Raw genomic sequence first — 18,313 nt, forward strand, 5'->3', positions numbered from 1 at the left:
AGCCCGATGGCGCGCGGCGGGTATTGGGGCGCCGCGCGCCGGCCGCGAATCCCTCGGCTAGGTCCACTTGCGCTCGTCGGTGATCTTCTTGGCGTTCTCCGGGATGATGCCGGCGGCGACGATCTCGACGGCACCGCGCAGCTTCATCACGTCGCGGATCGCCGCCTCCAGCGCGCGCGTGACCGCTTCGGCGCTGGCGCCCCCCGCCAGCTCGACCCGGAACGTGAGCGTGTCCTGATGGCCTTCGCGCCCGACGACGACCTGATAGCGGGCGAGGCCGGACGCGCGGGCGGCCACCTCGTCGGCCTGGCGCGGGTGGATGAACATGCCGCGCACCTTCGTGACCTCGTCGGCGCGGCCGCGCCAGCCGAGCATGCGCGCGGCGGTGCGCCCGCAGGGGCACGGCGCGTCGTCGATCACGGTGAGGTCGCCGGTGCCGAAGCGGATCATCGGATAGGTGTGATTGTCGACCGTGGCCACCAGCTCGCCGATCTGGCCGTGGGGCAGCGGCTCGCCGGTCTGGGGATTGCACACCTGGACGATCGCGTCCTCGACGAGGTGCATGCCGGATTTTTCCGGGCACTCGTAGGCGACGAAGCCGAGATCGGCGGTGCCGAACCCCTGGCGCGTCAGGACGCCGTGCTCCTCCTCGACCTGGCGCCGCAGCGACTCGGGCAGCGGCTCGGCGCCCACCTGCGCGACCTGAAACGGCAGCCGGCCCACACCCATCTCCTTGGCCCGGGTCAGGACCGTCATGAGGAAGCTCGGCGTGCCGACGTAGCCCGTCGCCCGCACCGCCATGGCCACGGTCACCTGCGTGTCCGTGTTGCCCACGCCGGTCGGCACGACCGTACAGCCGATCAGGTGCAAGGCCTCGTCGAGCTCGTGCGCCGCCGGCACCAGGTGATAGAGGAAGGTGTTGATGACGACGTCGCCGGGGCGGAAGCCGCCGGCGTAGAGGCACGTCTCGCCGTGCCAGGCGCTGAGCTCCGGCCCCATCGGCTCCAGAATCGGCCCCGGGGAGACGAAGATCCGCCGGACCTTGCCGAGGGGCACCGTGCAGAAGCCACCGAAGGGCGGGTCGGCCTTCTGCAGTTCGGGCATCTCGCTCTTCTTGATCACCGGCAGCCGCGCCAGATCGTCCACGCCGCGGACGTCGGCGGGACGCAGGCCCGCCCGCTCGAGGCGACGTCGCACCCCGGGCGCCTTGTCCCCGGCGTGCTCGAGCAGGCGGGCCAGCCAGCGGGCCTGGTAGCGCTGGCGGGCCGCAGGGGACATGGTCTCCTTCTCCCGGTTCCAGTACCCGGCGCGCCGATCAACCTTGTTCACGCCGTCGCCTCCCGTTGTGATGTACGCTGCTCGAGCGCCGGCTTTGCCGGCGCAATCTCCACTGGGGAGGTTCGGAGGGGGCCGTGCGGCCCCCTCCGACCAGAAATCTCGGAGGGGGCCGTAACGTCCGCCCCCTCCGATGGAGCTCACTGGCCGACGATGCTCTGCTTCATGGACCCGAGCAGACCCAGCAGCTCCCGCTTGTCCCTCTCCGCCACCCGGTGCTTGTCGAGCGCCTTCACCAGCGCCTGCACGGTCGCGTTCCACTCGATCTCGGTGACGTTCATCCCCCGGTGGGCCGTCTTCATGTCGCGCCCGACGTACGAGCACGGACCGCCGGCGGCTTCGCAGATCTGGTCCGCCAGGTTGGACTTCAGCCGGAAGACCGCGGGCGGCGGCAGGCTCTTGAAGCGGGCGTTGATGCGGTCATCGGCGACGACGTTGGCCACGAAATCGTCCACGACGAGGGCGATCCCCTCGCGGCCGCCGAGCCGCTTGTAAAGCGACGGCTCCGACGGCGCCGTGGTCGCGCAGGCCCCCAGGCCCGCAACAAGCATCAGCAACACTAACCCCTTCACCGATCCCCGCGTCATCGCGTTCCTCGTTCGAGCGCCGGCGTTGCCGGCGCCTCCTTTGGGGAGGTTCGGAGGGGACCGCGCGGCCCCCTCCGACCAGAAATCTCGGAGGGGGCCGTAACGTCCACCCCCTCCGAGGCTAGTGCCGTTCCAACTTGTTGATACTAAATCTGTCCACGAACGACGTACACGGTGCCTTCCTAGGCGCGAATAGTTGGAACGGCACTAGCTCAGCCAGCGTTTGCGACGCTTGTAGTGCTTGACGTCGCGATAGGACTTGCGGGCCCCCACCTCCGTCAGCCCCAGGTAAAACTCCTTGATGTCGGCGTTCTCGCGGAGCGCGTCGGCCGAGCCCTCCAGGACGATCCGCCCGTTCTCCATCACGTAGCCGTGCTCGGCGATGGTCAGCGCCAGCGTCGCGTTCTGCTCCACCAGCAGCACCGTGAGCCTCTCCTCGCGATTCAGACGCTGGACGATGCCGAAGATCTCCTCCACGAGCATCGGCGCCAGTCCCAGGGACGGCTCGTCCAGCAGCATCACGCGGGGGCGCGACATCAAGGCGCGTCCGATGACCAGCATTTGCTGCTCGCCGCCCGACAGATAGCCGGCCTGGACGGCGCGCCGTTTCTGGAGCAGCGGGAAGTACTCGTAGACGCGCTCGATCTCCTCCCGCACCCGCCGGACGTCGGACACGACGTGGGCGCCGGCGATCAGGTTCTCCTCCGTCGTCAGGTGCTCGAACACGCGGCGGCCCTCGAAGACCTGCACGACCCCGCGCTGGACGATCTCGTGGGGCGGCAGCCGGTCCACGCGCTCGCCGTGGAACTCGATCGAGCCCTTGGTCACCTCCCCGCGCTCGGACCGCAGCAGGCCGGAGATGGCCTTGAGCGTCGTGCTCTTGCCGGCGCCGTTGGCGCCCAGCAGCGTGGTGATGCCCCCCTCCCGGACGTTGAGTGACACCCCCTTGAGCACGAGGATGACGCCGTCGTAGATGACCTCGATGTTGTTCAACGCCAACATGGTCCTGCCCGGCGCCTACTTCTTCACCGCCGCTTCCCTGACCAGCTTCGAGACGACCTCCGGGTACGCTTTGAACCAGTCGGTCGCCCGCACCCATTTGCCGCCTCTCACCTGCCACACCTGCACCCAGCCGCCCCCCTCGTGGTCGTTGGGCGTGACCTCCAGCGGGGGCACCAGGCCCTCGAGCGTGAAGCCCTTGATCCGCTCGAAGCCGGCCTTCACGTCGGCCCCGGCGATCCGGCCGTCGGGCTTGGCCTTGACCGCGTTCCGGATCGCCTCGACGTGGAGCGCCGCGATGAGCACGCCGCGGTTGTAGTAGACGGTGGAGTCCATCTCCTTCGGCGGCTGCTTGCCCTCCTTCCGGTACAGCTCGCGGATCTCTTGGAGGACCCGAAAGCCGGTCCCCACCCCCGCGAACTGCAGCCCGTAGTAACCCTCGGCCACCGCCGCGCCGCCGGCCGCGTCGACATCGGCCTCGGCGGCCCCCCACACGAACGAGACGACCTTGCGCAGCGGGTACCCGACGCGCTTGAGTTCCTTGATCGATACCGACGGCGACCGGCCGAACAGGTGCGCGATCACGAAGTCGGCGCGGAAGCGCTGAGCGATGTCGAGCACCTGGGCGCCCATCTCCACACCCGGCGGCGGCACCGCGAAGATCTTGAGCTGAAAGCCCTCTCGGGACGCCAGCTCCTCGAAGGCCGGGATGGGCTCCCGGCCGGCCGGGTTGTCGAAGAACAGGAAGGCGATCTTCTTGCCCTGGAGACCGCCGAGCTGGTCCTTCACGAATTTCACCGCGGCCGTGGCCTGCGACCAATAGGTCGCGGCGATGGGGAAGATGTAGGGATACCGCGTGCCGTCCGCGGCGTCGGCCCGCCCGAAGCCGGGCGAGGTCCCGGGGATCCGGTCCTCGGTGAGCTTCTGGGTGAGGGCATAGGTCTGGGGGGTGCCGTAGAGCATGATGGAGACCGCACCCTCCTTCTTGTGCCGCTCGTAGGCCTCGACCGCGGGCGGCACCTTGTACTCGTGGTCGATCTCCACCGCCCGGATCTTGTGTCCGTCCACCCCGCCCTTGGCGTTCACGAGTCTGACGTAGTCGTGGATCCCCGGGCAGATCACGACGCCGATCGTCTGGGTCGCGCCCGTCCGGTCGCACTGGAGGCCGACGACGATCTCATGGTCCGCTTGGGCGGAGGCGACGACCGCCAGCGTCACTCCGAAAGCGACCGCGATCGCCGTCAGAATCCCGAGACATGTCTTCATGGCCGCTCTCCTCCCCTACTTCTTCGCTCCGGCTTCTTTGATGTGCTTGGCGACGACGTCCTGGTACGCCTTGTACCAGTCCGTCACCCTCGCGAACTTGCCGCCCTTCACCTGCCAGATCTGCACCCAGCCTCCGCCCTCATGATCGTTCGGCGTGATCTCGAGCGGCGGGAGCAAGCCCCCCAGCGTGAAGCCCTTGATCTTCTCGAAGCCGGCCTTCACGTCGGCGCCGGTGACCTTGCCGTCGGGCTTGGCCTTGAGCGCGTTGCGAACCGCTTCGACGGCCACCGCCGCCCACATGACACCGCGGTTGTAGTAGACAGTGGAGGCCATCTCCTTGGAGGGCTCCTTGCCTTCCTTCCTGTACATCTCGCGAATCTCGGTGAGGACCGGGAAGTCCGTGCCGACCCCGGCGTACTGCATCGTGTGATACCCCTCGGCCACGCCGAAGCCCCCCGCGGCCTCGATGTCCGCCTCGGCCGAGCCCCACACGAACGAGACGACCTTGCGCAGCGGATAGCCGACGCGCTTGAGCTCCTTGATCGACACCGACGGCGACCGGCCGAACAGGTGCGCGATCACGAAGTCGGCCCGGTAGCGCTGGGCGATGTCGAGCACCTGCGCGCCCATCTCCACGCCCGGCGGCGGTACCGCGAAGGTCCTGAGCTGGAAGCCCTCCCGGGCGGCCAGATCCTCGAGCACGGGGATGGGCTCCCGGCCGGCCGGATTGTCGAAGAACAGGAAGGCGATCTTCTTGCCCTTGAGGCCACCCATCTGCTTCCTGGCGAAATCGACCGCCGCGCCCGCCTGCGACCAGTAGGACGCGGCGAGGGGGAAGACGTAAGGATACCGGGTGCCGTCCGTGGCGTCGGCGCGCCCGAAGCCCGGCGAGGTGCCGGGGATGTGGTCCTCCGTGAGCTTCTGCGTGAGCGCGTAGGTGTGCGGCGTGCCGTAGAGGCTGATGACCACGGCGCCTTCCTTCTTGTGGCGCTCGTAGGCCTCCACCCCTTGCGGCACCTTGTACTCGTGGTCGATCTCGACCGCCCGGATCTTGTGCCCGTCCACCCCGCCCTTGGCGTTGACCAGCCTGACGTAGTCGTGATAGCCGGGGCACAGGTGCACGCCCACCGTCTGGGTGGCGCCGGTGCGGTCGCACTGCAGACCCAGCACGATCTCGTGGCTCGCCGCCGCCCACCCGGGGCTCCCCAGCGTCACCGCGCTCATCATCAACAACCCGATCGGGATCGCCAGCCAACGCTTCATTCCCGCTCTCCTTTCATCGCGCACGCTCAGTACGCGAAGGGCCACACTCGAAAGTAGTTGCGGATGTTCCGCCACAGGCGGTTGAGCCCTTCCGGCTCCACGACGAGGAAGAAGACGATGAGGGCGCCGAAGAGGATCAGGCGCAGGTTGGGGATGGTGTTGAGCACCGCCTGGGGCGAGAGCACGAGGCTGCCGAAGGCCTCCATGGCGTAACGGATCAGGATCGGCAGCAGCGTCACGAAGATCGCCCCGAAGATCGAGCCCAGCACGGAGCCGAGACCGCCGATGATGATCATGGCCAGATAATCGATGGAGGTCACGATCTGGAACTGCTCGTAGTTCGCGATCCCCAGGTAGTACGTGTAGAGCACCCCGGTGACGCCGGCGTAGAACGAGGAGATGGCGAAGGCGGTCAGCTTGTAGCGGAAGATGTTGATCCCGATCAGCTCCGCCGCGATGTCGTGATCGCGGATGGCGACGAACGCCCGCCCCACCCGGCTGCGCATGAGGTTGAGGGTGCCGGTGATGGCGATCACGACGAAGACCAGCAGGAAGAAGTACATCTCGCGCTGGGAGGCGATTTCGAACCCGCCCAGGCGCGGCCGCGGGACCTCGATCGAAGCCTGGACGCCCCCGCTGATCCAGGTGACGTGGTTGATCGTCCACTCGATGATGAGCTGCCCCGCCAGCGTCGCAATCGCCAGGTACAGGCCCTTGATGCGGAGGGACGGGATGCCGACGACGGTGCCCACCAGGGCGGCCATGAGCCCGCCCAGCGGGAGCGACAGCCAGAAGGGCAAGTCGAGCCGGGTGGCGAAGTTGGCGGCGGTGTAGGCGCCGACCGACATGAAGGCGCCGTGGCCGATCGAGATCTGCCCCGTGTACCCGACCAGGATGTTGAGCCCCAGGGCGCCCACCACCGCGATGGAGACGAGATTCACGATGCTGAGGTAGTACTCGTGGACGCTGAACGGCAGCACCACGAAGAAGAGCGCCGCCACCACGCCCACCGCCCAGCGGGCGATCGGCAGCGGATAGAGCGCCATGTCGGCTTCGTACGTCGTCTTCAGCACCCCGCACTCCCGATGAATCATGCGCTGCCGCCCGGGCAGGATATGGCGGACGAGGGGTGGCGGTCCGCGGCGTGGGGCTGGGGGGTGACGGGGGAGCGCACGTGGCATGCGGGATGGGGTTGCCGGGTGGCGGGGGAGCGGCTTCCGTCCGCCAGCAGCGCGTGGCACCTCGAGCGGAACGCGCGGGAAATCACGCCGGACGCGGGGGGGCGATTCGCCGCCCCCGCAACGCAAGCCACCAACAGCGATGCCGGACGGGAGCCGCGACCCCGCCAGGACCCGCCAATCCCCTCCCGACGTGCCGCGTGCGTTCGCACCGTCATACCCGCTCGATGATCTGCTTGCCGAAGATCCCGTAGGGGCGGATCATCAGCGCCAGGATCATCAGGACGTAGGGCGCGAAGTCCTTGGTGCCCCCGCCGACCCAGGGGTCGACGTAGCCCGCCGCCACGTTCTCCACGATCCCGATGATCAGGCCGCCGATGATCGCGCCCGGGATCGAGTCCAGCCCACCCAGGATCACCACCGGGAAGACCTTGAAGCCGACCAGCGCGAGGTGGACGTCCACGCCGAGCAGGTTGCCCCAGACGACGCCGCCCAGGGCGGAGACGATGCCCGTCATCGCCCAGGCCAGCGCGAAGTAGCGCTCCACGTTGACGCCCATCGCCATGGCCACCTGCTGGCTGTCGGCGACGGCGCGCATCGCGATGCCCTGGCGGGACCGGAGGAAGAACCAGCCGAAGATGGCCAGGAAGAGCAGGCTGACGGCGGCGCCCAGGAGCTGGATCGGCGGGATGAAGAGCGGGCCCCACACGATGGGCTCGTCGGGGATGGGCAGCGCCAGCGGCTTCGTCTCGGCGCCCCACATCAGCGGCCCGAAGCCCCGGAGGATGGCGGCCAGGCCGATCGTCGCCATGATCACGGCCACGATGGGCCGCCCGATCAGCGGGCGCAGCATGGCGCGCTCGAGCCCGAAGCCGAACGCGATCATCAGCGCCAGGGCCAGCGCGACGGCCAGCCACAGCGGCGCGCCGTACGCTCCCAGGGCCACCGCGACCATGAAGCCGGCGATCATGACGAACTCGCCCTGGGCGAAGTTGATGGCGTCGGTCGCCTTGTAGACCAGGACGAACCCCAGGGCGATCAGGGAGTACATGAGACCGATCAGCACGCCGTTGGAGATGAGGAGCCCGAAGAACTGCCAATCAAACATGGTTTTGCGCAGCCGCAGGGCGTCCACGCCCGAAGCGAGCCTCTGACGCGTCGGCCGCCCCCTCGACGTCGTCGACGCGAACACGCGCCTGGACCGTCCCCTGCCGTCCGTCCTCGTAGGTGATGGCCGTGGCCATCGCCACCTCGTCCCGGCCGGCATAGAAGGCGTCGACGATCGCCGCGTACTTCTCGGCGATGAAGCGGCGCCGCAGCTTGCGCGTCCGCGTGATCTCGGCGTCGTCGGGGTCGAGATCCTTGGGCAGGAGGAGGAAGCGCCGGATCTTGGTCGATTCCGGCAGGGTGGCGTTGCACTTGCGGATCTCCTCCCGGATCAGCGCGCGCACCTCCGGCTTCTGGCTGAGGTCCATGTAGCTCGTGTAGGCGATCGAGCGCCGCTCGGCCCAGTTGCCCACGGTGTTGAGGTCGATGGCGACCATCGCCGCCACGTACGGCCGGTCGTGGCCGAAGGCGACCGCCTCTCGGATGTAGGGGCTGAACTTCAGCTTGTTCTCGATGAACTGCGGCGCGAACGGCGCCCCGGCGGCCAGCGCGCCCACGTCCTTGACCCGGTCGATGATGACCAGATGCCCGCGCGGGTCGAGGAACCCGGCGTCGCCGGTGTGGAACCAGCCCTCGGCGTCGATCACCTCGCGCGTCGCCTCCTCGGCCTTGAAGTAGCCGCGGAAGACGCCGGCGCTCCGGATGAGGACCTCGCCCTTGTCGCCGATCTTCACCTCGATGCCCGGGCACGGGCGGCCCACCGTGGTGGGGTTGGCTTCCGCGTCGGGCTGGAGGGAAACCAGCGCGCTCACCTCGGTGGAGCCGTAGACCTGCTTGAGGTTGACGCCGAAGGAGCGGAAGAAGCGGAACGTTTCGGCGCCCAGCGGCGCGCCCCCGGTGTAGGCCCAGCGGGCCATGCCCAGGCCCAGCTGGTCGCGCACGGGGCCGTACACGAAGAACTCGCCCAGCCCGTAGGCCAGGCGGAGCCCCGGCGGCACCGGCTTGCCGTCGGCGCGGAGCGTCTCCACGCGCTCGGCCACCGCCCGGAATCGCTCGAAGATCCACCGCTTGAGGAGCGTCGCATCGGCGGCGCGCACCTGCAGCGAGGTCAACATGTTCTCCCAGATGCGCGGCGGTGCCAGCACGGTCGTCGGTCCCAGCTCGCGCAGATCGCGCTGGACCGTCTCGGGGCTCTCCGGGCAGTTGCACGCAAAGCCCACGGTGAGGCTCAAGGCCAGCGAGTAGATGCAGTCACCGATCCACGCCATCGGCAGGTACGACAGCCATTCGTCGGTGGGGCGGATGTCCTCCGTCCTGGTGAAGGTGCGGGCCGTCTCGATGGCGTTCCGATGCGTGAGCATGACCCCCTTGGGATCGCCGGTGGTCCCGGAGGTGTAGCAGATCGTCGCGACGTCGTCCGGCTGGCCCCGGGCCAGCTCCGCCTCGAAGGAGCCGGGATGCGCGGCGCCGAACTTCCGCCCCAGCTCCTCCACCTCGGCGACGGAGCGGAGCCAGTCGAAGCGGTAGGCGGCCATGCCGCGCGGGTCGTCGTAGATCACGCGACGGAGGGCGGGCAGCTCGTCGCGGAGCGCCACGACCTTGTCCACCTGCTCCTGATCCTCGGCGACGATGACCGAGACCTCGGCGTGGTTCCAAACGTAGGCCAGCTCCTTGGCGATGGAGTCCTGATAGACGGGCACGGCGACGCCGCCCAGCGCCTGGGCGGCGAGCTGGGCCCAGTACAGCCGCGGGCGGTTATCGCCGATCACCGAGAGCTTCTCGTCCCGCGTGAACCCGAGCGCGGCCAGCCCCAGGGCGAAGTCGTGCACGTGGTCGCGGTATTCCCGCCACGTGTACGGCTGCCAGATGCCGCGGTCCTTCTCCCGGATGGCCGTCTTCGCGCCGTACTGCTCGGCGTTCCGCAGCAGCAGTCGGGGCAGCGTGTCCGGCTCAGCCACCCTTGCCCTCCCCCCAGTCACGCACGGCGTGACTCTCCCAAATAGGCCTTGATCACGAGCGGGTTCGCCCGTACCTCGTCGGGCTTGCCCTCGGCGATCTTCTGGCCCATGTCGAGCACGGCCACCCGGTCGGAGATGTCCATGACCACGCCCATGTCGTGCTCGATCAGGATGGTGGTCGTGCCCCACTCCTCGTTGACGTCGAGGATGAAGCGCGCCATGTCCTCCTTCTCTTCCTGGTTCATGCCGCCCATGGGCTCGTCGAGCAGCAGGATCTTGGGATCGAGCGCCAGCGCGCGTCCCAACTCCACCCGTTTCTGGAGCCCGTAGGGCAGCGAGCCCGTCGGGCGCCGGCGCAGGTCCTGGATCTTCAGGAAGTCGATGATGTCCTCGACCCGCCGGCGGTGGACGACCTCCTCCCGCTGGGCCAGCCCCCAGTAGGCGACCGACGCCAGCACGCCCGATTTCATGTGGACGTGCCGGCCCAGCATGAGGTTGTCGAGCACCGTCATGCCCTTGAAGAGCGCGATGTTCTGGAAGGTCCGCGCCACGCCCAGCTCGGCGATCCGCGAGGGATGGTGGCGGGTGACGTCGGCGCCGTCGAGCGCGATGCGGCCGCTGTCGGGATGATAAAACCCGTTGATCATGTTGAGCAGCGTCGTTTTGCCCGCGCCGTTGGGGCCGATGACCGAGAGGATCTCGCTCCGCGGCACCTCCAGGCTGACGCGGGCCACGGCCTGCACGCCGCCGAACGCCTTGGACACCTCGCGGATCTCCAGCTGGGAGGACATCATTCGTCGGAGGGGGCGGAGGCTGCCCCCTCCGACACCTCCCCGGCCCGGCTTGCGCCGGCCAAGCCGGCGCTCGAAGCGCCCGACCCTCGCGCGGAGGCGGAGAGCCCCGCGGCTCTCGCCGCCGACCTCGTGGTGTGAAGCCGACGGCGAGCGTGCGGACTGCCCGGGGTTCGGGATGGCCGGGGGCTGCGAGACCCGTTCCCTCCAACCAGCCAGCCCACGCGCGCGGGTGGGGAACCGCCCGGCGACCATCGCCGCCGACCTCGTGGTCGAGCCGTCCCCGGCCATCCCGGGGCCGGGGCCGTCCGCGCGCTCACGACAGCCATCGTTTGCGCCGCCGGTAGTGCTTCACGTCGCGGTAGCTCTTGCGCTGTCCGACGCCGGTGAGCCCCAGGTAGAACTCCTTGATGTCCTCGTTCTGGCTGATCGCCTTGGCGTCGCCGTCGAGGACGATGCGGCCGTTCTCCATCACGTACCCATACTGGGCGAACCGGAGGGCCATGGCGGCGTTCTGCTCGGCGAGCAGGACGGCCACGCCTTCCTCGCGGTTCATGCGGCTGACGATGTCGAAGATCTCGTTCACCAGCATCGGCGCCAGCCCCATGGACGGTTCATCGAGCAGCATGAGCTTGGGCCGCGCCATGAGGGCCCGGCCGATGGCCAGCATCTGCTGTTCGCCGCCCGAGACGTAGCCGGCCTTGACCTGGCGCCGCTCGCGCAGGCGGGGGAAATAGCGGTAGACGAGGTCCAGGTCCTGCCTCAGCGCCCGGCCATTGCGCCGGGTGTAGGCACCGGTCAGCAGATTCTCCTCGACCGTGAGGTGCTCGAAGACGTGACGCCCCTCCATCACCTGGACGATCCCGCGCCTGACCACCTCGGCCGGGTCCTTCCGGTGAATGGCCTCTCCCAGAAACTGGATGTTCCCCTTGGTGACCGCGCCCCGCTCGGTCCGCAGCAGCCCCGAGACGGCCTTCAGCGTCGTGCTCTTGCCGGCGCCGTTGCCCCCCAGGAGGGCCACGATGCCCCCCTCGGGGACCTGGAGCGACACCCCCTTCAACACGAGGATCACGTGGTCGTAGATGACCTCGATGTTGTTGACCGAGAGCAGCGGCCGGGGGGCCCCGCCCACGCTCACGTCCCTACTTTTCCTTCGCGCAGTCGCGCATGGTGTAGCCGAGCTTCTTGGCCTCCTCCACCGCGGCCGCCTCCAGCTTCGGGCGCACGACCTCGCGGATGGGCTCCATCCAGTCGGAGACGATGTTCCACTTCTTGCCGTCCCACTGCTGGACCAGGGCCAGCCCGTTGCCCTCGTGGTTCTCGCAGGTGACCCGGAGGGGGCGCATCATGCCCTTCATGCCCAGCTCCTCGAGACGCTTCTCGGTGAGGTTCAGGTTCTCGAAGCCCCACCGCACCTGCTCGCCGGTGAGCGGCTTGTTGCCGGACTTCGTCATGGCCGTGCGGATCGCCTCGACGTTCAGCATGGCGTTGATCGCCATGCGGTTGTAGAGCACCTCGCCGACCGCCTCGCGCTTGGCCGCGCCCTTCCCCTTGTCATAGACGTGCTTGAAGATGTCCTGGTGGACCTTGAAGTTGGCCCCGGGAGCGTGGAACGTCATGGACTTGTAGCCCTTGGCGCCATCACCAGCGGGGACCACGTCGGCCTCGGTGCCCGTCCACCAGTTGCCCACCATGTGGTCCATCTTGTAGCCGATGGCCGCCGCCTCCTTCACGGCCACCTGGTTCATCACGCCCCAGCCGGACACGAAGATCCAGTCGGGGTTCAGACGGCGGATCTGCAGCCAGGTCGACTTCTGCTCCTGGCCCGGGTGGTCGACCGCCAGCAGCGTGAGCTCGAAGCCGTACTTGCGGGCGAGCTCCTCCAGGGTGGGGTTGGCCTCCCGACCGTACGGGCTGTTGTGGTAAATGTGGGCGATCTTCTTGCCCTTGAGCTTCTCCACCCCGCCTTCCTGCTGCCCCACGTACTTGACGAAGGCCGAGGCCTGGCTCCAGTAGGTCATGGGGAAGTTGAACACCCAGGGGAACCAGCGCCCGTCGGCGGAGGCCGTCATGCCGTAGCCCATCGAGTGGATGACGACCTTGTCGCCCGGGGCCTTGGGGATCAGCTGGTAGGTGATGCCGGTGCTGTAGGGGTTGACCAGCACGGGGCTCCTGGACTTCAGCCGCTCGTAGCACTCGACTCCCTGCTTGGTGTCGTACTGGGTCTCGCACTCCTCGAAGGCGATCTTGACTCCGTTCACGCCTCCGTCGCGCTCGTTGACGAGGTTGAAGTAGTCGCTGGCGCCGTTGGCGATGGGAATGCCGCTGGGGGCGTACGGTCCGGTCCGGTAGACCAGGAGCGGGATGAAGATCGACTTGTCCTGGGCCGGAGCCACCGCCGCCAAGGGCCCGGCGGCCACGGCCAGCGCCAGCAGGACACTCAGGAGCAGCTTCACGCGCATGGGTTGCCTCCTCTCTGTTAGTGGGGGAACGGCCAGAGACGCAGCTTTTCCTTGGTGATCTGCCAGAGCCGCGCCAGTCCGTGTGGTTCGACGATCAGGAAGAAGATGATGAGGGCGCCGAACACCATGAGCTCGATCTGCTTCTGCAGCGCCACCGGCAGCCCGAGTCCGACCAGATGCGGCGCGTTGGTCAGGAAGATGGGGACCAGCACGATGAACGCCGCTCCGAGGAACGACCCGAGAATGCTGCCGAGGCCGCCGATGATGACCATGAAGAGGACTAGGAAGGAGATGTTGATGTCGAAGGCCTGCGTCTCGGCGCTGCCGAGGTAGAGGAAGACCAGCTCGGCCCCGGCCACGCCGCAGTAGAACGAGCTGATGCCGAACGCCAGCAGCTTGGTCCGCAGCGGGCGGATCCCGATGATCTCGGCGGCGATGTCGCGGTCGCGGATGGCCATCCAGGCCCGGCCCAGGCGCCCGCGCACCAGGTTCTTGGCCACCAGGCCGAAGACGGCGACGAACGCCAGGGCCATCACGTACCGGGCTCCGGCGGTGGCGTTGGGACCGGTGACCAGCACGCCCAAAACCTCTCGGTCCGGCGCGGTGATGGTGCCGGAGGGCGCGTAGTTGACGAACCAGGCGACCTTGTTGAAGAGCCAGAGGAGGAAGAACTGGGCGGCCAGGGTGGCCACCGCCAGGTAAAAGCCCTTGATGCGGAGGCTGGGGATCCCGAAGAGCAGCCCCACGCCGGCCGCGACGAGGCCGGCCAGGAGGAACACGGCGACGATGTCGAGGTGGGGGAACGCCGTGGACAGCTTGAAGGCGCTGTAAGCCCCTACCGCCATGAACCCGCCGGTGCCGAGCGAGAGTTGCCCGGCGTAGCCGGTGAGGAGGTTGAGCCCGAGGGCGGCCAGCGCGTAGACCAGAAGCGGGATGAGGACCGCCTGCAGCCAGTACTCGCTGGCCAGGGCCGGCGGGATCACGAAGGCGGCTGTCAGAGCCAGGGTGACCGCCACGCGATCCTGGACGATCGGGAAGATCGCCTGGTCGCTGGCGTAGGTCGTCTTGAACTGGCCGGCCGTGCGGTAGATCACGCTGTCACATCAGCTCCAGGCGACGTCAGTCGGAGCCGCATCACACCCGCTCGATGATCTTCTCGCCGAACAGTCCCTGCGGCCGGAACAGGAGGAAGACCAGGGCCAGCCCGTAGGCGAACCAGTTCTCGATCGCCCCGCCGACGAGAGGTCCCCAGTAGACCTCGCCGATCTTTTCGCCGACGCCGATGATGAGGCCACCCGCGATGGCGCCCGGCACCGAGGTGAAGCCGCCCAGGATGAGGACGGGCAGCGACTTCAGCGCGATGAGCGAGAGGCTGAACTGCACGCCGCTCTTGGCGCCCCACATGATGCCGGCGACGATGGCGACACCCCCCGCCACCGACCAGACGATGATCCAGATGGTCTTGAGCGGGATCCCGATGGAAAGCGCCGCCTCGTGATCGTCAGCGACCGCGCGCAAGGCGCGCCCGACCCGGGTTCCGTGGAAGAAGACGGCGAGCACAGCCACCAGGATCGCCGCCGTCACGCCGGCGGACAGCTCGAGCTCGTTCACGAGGACGCCGGCCACGCTGAAGGACCGGTCCGGGATACCGACGTCGAGCCGCTTGACGTTGCTGCCCCACAGCAGCTCGCCGAAGCCCTCGAGGAAGAAGGTGAGCCCGATGGTGGCCATGAACAGGATGATGTGCTCCTGGTTGACCAGCGGGCGCAGCACCACCCGCTCGATGGCGAAGGCGAGCAGGATCATCACCAGCGCGGTGAGCCCGAGGGCGAAAACGACGGGCACGCCGCGCTCCATGAGCCCGACCAGGGTCAGCGCCGCGAACAGCACCATCACCCCCTGGGCGAAGTTGAAGACGCCCGACGCCTTGAAGATCAGCACGAAGCCCAGGGCGACCAGCGAGTACATGAGCCCGGCAACGACCCCGCCGATCAGCACCTCGACGAAGAACGCCGGGCTCCCCGCGATATCGGCGAAGGGCGCCACCAACCCGTAGAGCACGTCCATCACGCGCTCCCGCCGAGCGCCGGCTTTGCCGGCGCAATCCCTCTCTGGGGGAGGCTCGGAGGGGGCCTCGACGGCCCCCTCCGATTTCTAGGCATGGGGCACCCCGAGGTAGGCGTCGATCACCGTCTGGTCGGTCCGGACCTCGGAGGGCGGCCCGTCGGCGATCTTCCGGCCGTAGTCGAGCACGACGACCCGATCGGAGATGTCCATGACGACGCTCATGTCGTGCTCGACGAGCACGATGGTGGTGTCGAACTCGTCGTTCACGTCGAGGATGAAGCGGCACATGTCCTCTTTCTCCTCCACGTTCATCCCCGCCATCGGCTCGTCGAGCAGCAGGAGCTCCGGCTCGGCGGCCAATGCTCGACCCAGCTCGACCCGCTTCTGGAGACCGTAGGGCAGGCGTCCGGCCGGCGTCTTGCGGATCGCTTCGATCTCGAGGAAGTCGATGAGGCGCTCGACGAAGGCCCGGTGCCGCAGCTCCTGGCTCATCGCCGGCCCCCAGTAGAGCGCCTCCAGCAGGAGGTTGCCCTTCGTTTTCAGGACGCGGCCGGTCATGATGTTGTCCAGCACCGTCATGCCCTTGAACAGGGCGACGTTCTGGAACGTGCGGGCGATGCCCAGGGCGGCGACGTCGTAGGGCTTGAGGTGGGTCCGGTCCCTCCCCGCGAAGCGGATCCGCCCCTCGTACGGGTGGTAGAACCCGCTGATGACGTTCAGCAGCGTGGTCTTGCCGGCGCCGTTGGGGCCGATGATGGCGAGCATTTCCCCGCGGCGCACCTCGAGGCTCACCCGGCTCAGGGCCAGCAAGGCGCCGAAGCGGACGCTGACGCCCTCGACCTCCAGGAGCGGGCCGGCCCCGTCGAGCGCGCTCACCGCGCCACCTCCCGGATCCTGAGATCGGCGCGCACGGTGCCGGTCCGGCCGTCCTCGTAGGTCACCTTCGCCTCGACCGCCACGTGCCCCTGATCGGAGTAGAGCGCGTCGATCAGCGCGGCGTACTTCTGGGCGATGTACCCGCGCCGGACCTTGCGCGTCCGGGTGATCTCCTCGTCGTCGGGGTCCAGCTCTTTATGGAGGATCAGGAATTTTCGGATCTGGGCGCCGCGCAGCACGTCGTCGTCCCGCAGGCTCCGGTTGACCCGGACGACCTCCTGGTGGATCAGATCGTAGACCTCCGGCTTCTGGCTGAGGTCGGTGTAGCTCGTGTAGGTAATCCCCCGCCGCTCGGCCCAGTTCCCGACCGCCGCCAGGTCGATGTTGATAAAGGCTGCGACGGAGGGCCGCGCCTGCCCGGTGCAGACCGCCTCCCGGATGTACGGGGAGAACTTGAGTTTGTTCTCCAGGTACTTCGGGGCAAAGATCGTCCCGTCGGCCAGGCGGCTCACGTCCTTGGCGCGGTCGATGATCTTCAGGTGGCCATCGCGGTCGAGGAAGCCCGCGTCGCCCGAGTGGACCCAGCCCTCCCGGACCATCTGCTGTGTCGCCTCGACGTTCTTGTAGTAGCCCTGGAAGACTCCGGGGCTCCGATAGAGGACTTCCCCCCCTGGGGAGATGCGGATCTCCACCCCGGGCAGCGGCGTCCCCACGGTGTCGAGCCGGACGTCCCCGTCTTTATGGATCGAGAGGAGGGCGCTGGCTTCGGTCATGCCATAGAGCTGCTTGACGTTGATGCCGAGCGATCGGAAGAACACGAAGATCTCGGGACCGATGGCCTCGCCGGCGGTGTAGGCGATGCGGATGCGCCGCATCCCGAGGTTGTCCCGGAGCGGCCCGTAGACCAGGAGTCGTCCCAGCGGGTAGAGGAGGCGGCGCCACGGCGCCACCGGCTGGCGGCTGAGCCGGCGCCGCTCGATGTCCTGCGCCAGGTCGAGGAAGAAGTGGACCAGCTTCCGCTTGGGCCACGCCGCGTCCTCGATGCGGATCATGACGTTGGTCAAGAGGTTCTCCCAGATCCGCGGCGGCGCGAAGAAGTACGTCGGACCGATCTCCTTCAGATCCTGGAGCACGGTCGCCGCGCTCTCGGGGCAGTCGACGGAGAAGCCGGCGACGATGGACTGGGCATAGGAGAAGAAGTGGTCCCCCACCCAGGCCATGGGCAGGTAGGCGAGCACCTCCTCGTCGCGGCGGAGGCCTTCGGCGGCGATGGCGTTGCGCGCCGTCGATATTAGATTTCGGTGGGAGAGCATGGCGCCCTTCGGAGTCCCGGTGGTCCCCGAGGTGTAGCAGATGATGGCGATATCGTCGGCGGTGCCCTTGGCGACCTCGTCGTCGAAGTACGTCGGGTTGTCGAGGGCGAACTTGGCACCGAGCTCCTGGAGCCGCTCGAGGCTCACCAGGAACGGCTCGGCGTAGGACCGCATCCCCCGCGGATCCTCGTAGATGATGACCTCGAGATGCGGGCATTGCTCCTTGACGTGGAGGAGCTTGTCCACCTGCTCCTGGTCCTCGACCACCGCGAACCTCGCCTCGGCGTGATCGACGATGTACGCGAGCTCCTTCTCGATCGAGTCCTGGTAGAGCGGAACGGGCACGCCGCCCAGGACCTGGGTCGCCGCCACGGCCCAGTAGAGCTGCGGGCGGTTGTCGCCGATGATGGCCGTCTTGTCGCCGCGCGCGAAGCCCAGCGAGGCCAGGCCCAGCGCGATGCGCCGGGCCTGCGCGAGGTAGTCGCTCCAGGTGTACGACCGCCAGATCCCGTACTCCTTCTCCCGGATGGCGACCTTCCGGGGGAAGCGTTGCGCATCGTGTCTGACGAGCTTCGGGAAGGTATCGAGCTCGGGCGTCATCGAGCCCCTCGGGCCATCACGGGCAATCTCTCTCTCTCCCCGTCGCGAGTACGTCCAAATCGCCTCCACGCTGGTGCTCACGAGCGGACCGCTGAACTCCAGGCTGGAGAAGGGCGGCGTCGAGTGGCGAAAGTCTAACGAAGCCCACGGGGGCTGTCAAGCATTTGGGCCGGAATGACGAGCACTTACGCTGAGGTGGCCCCCGTCAGCGCAGCGCCTTGTCGATCAGCGGCAGGGCCGTGAGACACGTCACCGTCAGCGTCGCGGCGAAGGGCAGGCCCTTGCCCAGGACTGTTTGGCGAGCGCCAGCGCCGTCGGGCTCTTCTCGAGCAGCTCCTGACACCACTTCTCGACCTCGGCCCGGAGGTCCTGGAGCGGGACGGTTGATGGTGATCCAGGCCACGCCGTCCTTCTTCTCGTAGAGGATGTCCGTGTAGGTCATCTGTCCTCCCACTGCGGATCTTGAACGCGCTGGCGGAGCGAGGAGGCGGGCCTCGTGCGCCCACCCCCC

Annotated in this window: 16 protein-coding genes; all 16 read right to left on the bottom strand. The window is 68.1% G+C overall.

Features of this window, described 5'->3' with window-relative positions:
• Positions 1 to 57 precede the first annotated feature (57 nt).
• Positions 58 to 1,329, bottom strand: a complete 1,272-nt coding sequence (locus tag VGV13_09315; protein HEV8641282.1) for an AMP-binding protein — start codon at positions 1,327 to 1,329, stop codon at positions 58 to 60.
• A 146-nt stretch (positions 1,330 to 1,475) separates the two neighbouring features.
• Positions 1,476 to 1,922 (bottom strand): group 1 truncated hemoglobin, encoded by a 447-nt coding sequence (locus VGV13_09320; protein ID HEV8641283.1) that lies wholly within the window; start codon positions 1,920 to 1,922, stop codon positions 1,476 to 1,478.
• Positions 1,923 to 2,129: 207 nt separating this feature from the next.
• A complete protein-coding gene (locus tag VGV13_09325) occupies positions 2,130 to 2,924 on the bottom strand; it encodes an ABC transporter ATP-binding protein (protein HEV8641284.1) in 795 nt (264 codons plus the stop codon).
• A gap of 15 nt (positions 2,925 to 2,939) precedes the next feature.
• Complete coding sequence (locus tag VGV13_09330) at positions 2,940 to 4,187, bottom strand: ABC transporter substrate-binding protein (GenBank protein HEV8641285.1); 1,248 nt, start codon at positions 4,185 to 4,187, stop codon at positions 2,940 to 2,942.
• Positions 4,188 to 4,202: 15 nt separating this feature from the next.
• Complete coding sequence (locus VGV13_09335) at positions 4,203 to 5,450, bottom strand: ABC transporter substrate-binding protein (GenBank protein HEV8641286.1); 1,248 nt, start codon at positions 5,448 to 5,450, stop codon at positions 4,203 to 4,205.
• A gap of 26 nt (positions 5,451 to 5,476) precedes the next feature.
• Complete coding sequence (locus tag VGV13_09340; protein HEV8641287.1) at positions 5,477 to 6,544, bottom strand: branched-chain amino acid ABC transporter permease; 1,068 nt, start codon at positions 6,542 to 6,544, stop codon at positions 5,477 to 5,479.
• A gap of 298 nt (positions 6,545 to 6,842) precedes the next feature.
• Entirely contained in the window at positions 6,843 to 7,736 is an 894-nt protein-coding gene (locus VGV13_09345) for a branched-chain amino acid ABC transporter permease (protein HEV8641288.1), read from the bottom strand.
• Entirely contained in the window at positions 7,729 to 9,693 is a 1,965-nt protein-coding gene (locus VGV13_09350; GenBank protein ID HEV8641289.1) for an AMP-binding protein, read from the bottom strand. The genes VGV13_09345 and VGV13_09350 overlap by 8 nt, the downstream gene beginning before the upstream one ends.
• Before the next feature lie 17 nt (positions 9,694 to 9,710).
• Positions 9,711 to 10,487, bottom strand: a complete 777-nt coding sequence (locus VGV13_09355; GenBank protein HEV8641290.1) for an ABC transporter ATP-binding protein — start codon at positions 10,485 to 10,487, stop codon at positions 9,711 to 9,713.
• A 313-nt stretch (positions 10,488 to 10,800) separates the two neighbouring features.
• On the bottom strand, positions 10,801 to 11,622 hold the full coding sequence (locus VGV13_09360; GenBank protein HEV8641291.1) for an ABC transporter ATP-binding protein: 822 nt from the start codon (positions 11,620 to 11,622) through the stop codon (positions 10,801 to 10,803).
• Positions 11,623 to 11,626: 4 nt separating this feature from the next.
• The gene (locus VGV13_09365; protein HEV8641292.1) at positions 11,627 to 12,946 is read right to left on the bottom strand and encodes an ABC transporter substrate-binding protein; all 1,320 of its coding nucleotides are present in this window, start codon (positions 12,944 to 12,946) and stop codon (positions 11,627 to 11,629) included.
• Positions 12,947 to 12,963: 17 nt separating this feature from the next.
• Positions 12,964 to 14,040 (bottom strand): branched-chain amino acid ABC transporter permease, encoded by a 1,077-nt coding sequence (locus VGV13_09370; protein HEV8641293.1) that lies wholly within the window; start codon positions 14,038 to 14,040, stop codon positions 12,964 to 12,966.
• 40 nt (positions 14,041 to 14,080) lie between these two features.
• The gene (locus tag VGV13_09375) at positions 14,081 to 15,013 is read right to left on the bottom strand and encodes a branched-chain amino acid ABC transporter permease (protein HEV8641294.1); all 933 of its coding nucleotides are present in this window, start codon (positions 15,011 to 15,013) and stop codon (positions 14,081 to 14,083) included.
• 87 nt (positions 15,014 to 15,100) lie between these two features.
• Positions 15,101 to 15,889: an ABC transporter ATP-binding protein gene (locus tag VGV13_09380; GenBank protein HEV8641295.1), complete on the bottom strand. Its 789-nt coding sequence runs from the start codon at positions 15,887 to 15,889 to the stop codon at positions 15,101 to 15,103.
• The gene (locus VGV13_09385; GenBank protein HEV8641296.1) at positions 15,886 to 17,802 is read right to left on the bottom strand and encodes an AMP-binding protein; all 1,917 of its coding nucleotides are present in this window, start codon (positions 17,800 to 17,802) and stop codon (positions 15,886 to 15,888) included. Before VGV13_09385 ends, VGV13_09380 begins: the two co-directional genes overlap by 4 nt.
• 205 nt (positions 17,803 to 18,007) lie before the next feature.
• Entirely contained in the window at positions 18,008 to 18,244 is a 237-nt protein-coding gene (locus VGV13_09390) for a hypothetical protein (protein HEV8641297.1), read from the bottom strand.
• Between the last annotated feature and the right edge of the window lie 69 nt (positions 18,245 to 18,313).

It is taken from the genome of Candidatus Methylomirabilota bacterium (assembly GCA_036001065.1).
Lineage (GTDB): Bacteria > Methylomirabilota > Methylomirabilia > Rokubacteriales > CSP1-6 > MNEF01.

Bases quoted from the DNA above. Each gene is read 5' to 3' on its own strand.
- VGV13_09335 (HEV8641286.1), bottom strand. From the start codon at position 5,450: ATGAAGCGTTGGCTGGCGATCCCGATCGGGTTGTTGATGATGAGCGCG.
- VGV13_09355 (HEV8641290.1), bottom strand. From the start codon at position 10,487: ATGATGTCCTCCCAGCTGGAGATCCGCGAGGTGTCCAAGGCGTTCGGC.
- VGV13_09340 (HEV8641287.1), bottom strand. From the start codon at position 6,544: ATGATTCATCGGGAGTGCGGGGTGCTGAAGACGACGTACGAAGCCGAC.
- VGV13_09365 (HEV8641292.1), bottom strand. From the start codon at position 12,946: ATGCGCGTGAAGCTGCTCCTGAGTGTCCTGCTGGCGCTGGCCGTGGCC.
- VGV13_09325 (HEV8641284.1), bottom strand. From the start codon at position 2,924: ATGTTGGCGTTGAACAACATCGAGGTCATCTACGACGGCGTCATCCTC.
- VGV13_09330 (HEV8641285.1), bottom strand. From the start codon at position 4,187: ATGAAGACATGTCTCGGGATTCTGACGGCGATCGCGGTCGCTTTCGGA.
- VGV13_09385 (HEV8641296.1), bottom strand. From the start codon at position 17,802: ATGACGCCCGAGCTCGATACCTTCCCGAAGCTCGTCAGACACGATGCG.
- VGV13_09320 (HEV8641283.1), bottom strand. From the start codon at position 1,922: ATGACGCGGGGATCGGTGAAGGGGTTAGTGTTGCTGATGCTTGTTGCG.
- VGV13_09345 (HEV8641288.1), bottom strand. From the start codon at position 7,736: ATGTTTGATTGGCAGTTCTTCGGGCTCCTCATCTCCAACGGCGTGCTG.
- VGV13_09375 (HEV8641294.1), bottom strand. From the start codon at position 15,013: ATGGACGTGCTCTACGGGTTGGTGGCGCCCTTCGCCGATATCGCGGGG.
- VGV13_09390 (HEV8641297.1), bottom strand. From the start codon at position 18,244: ATGACCTACACGGACATCCTCTACGAGAAGAAGGACGGCGTGGCCTGG.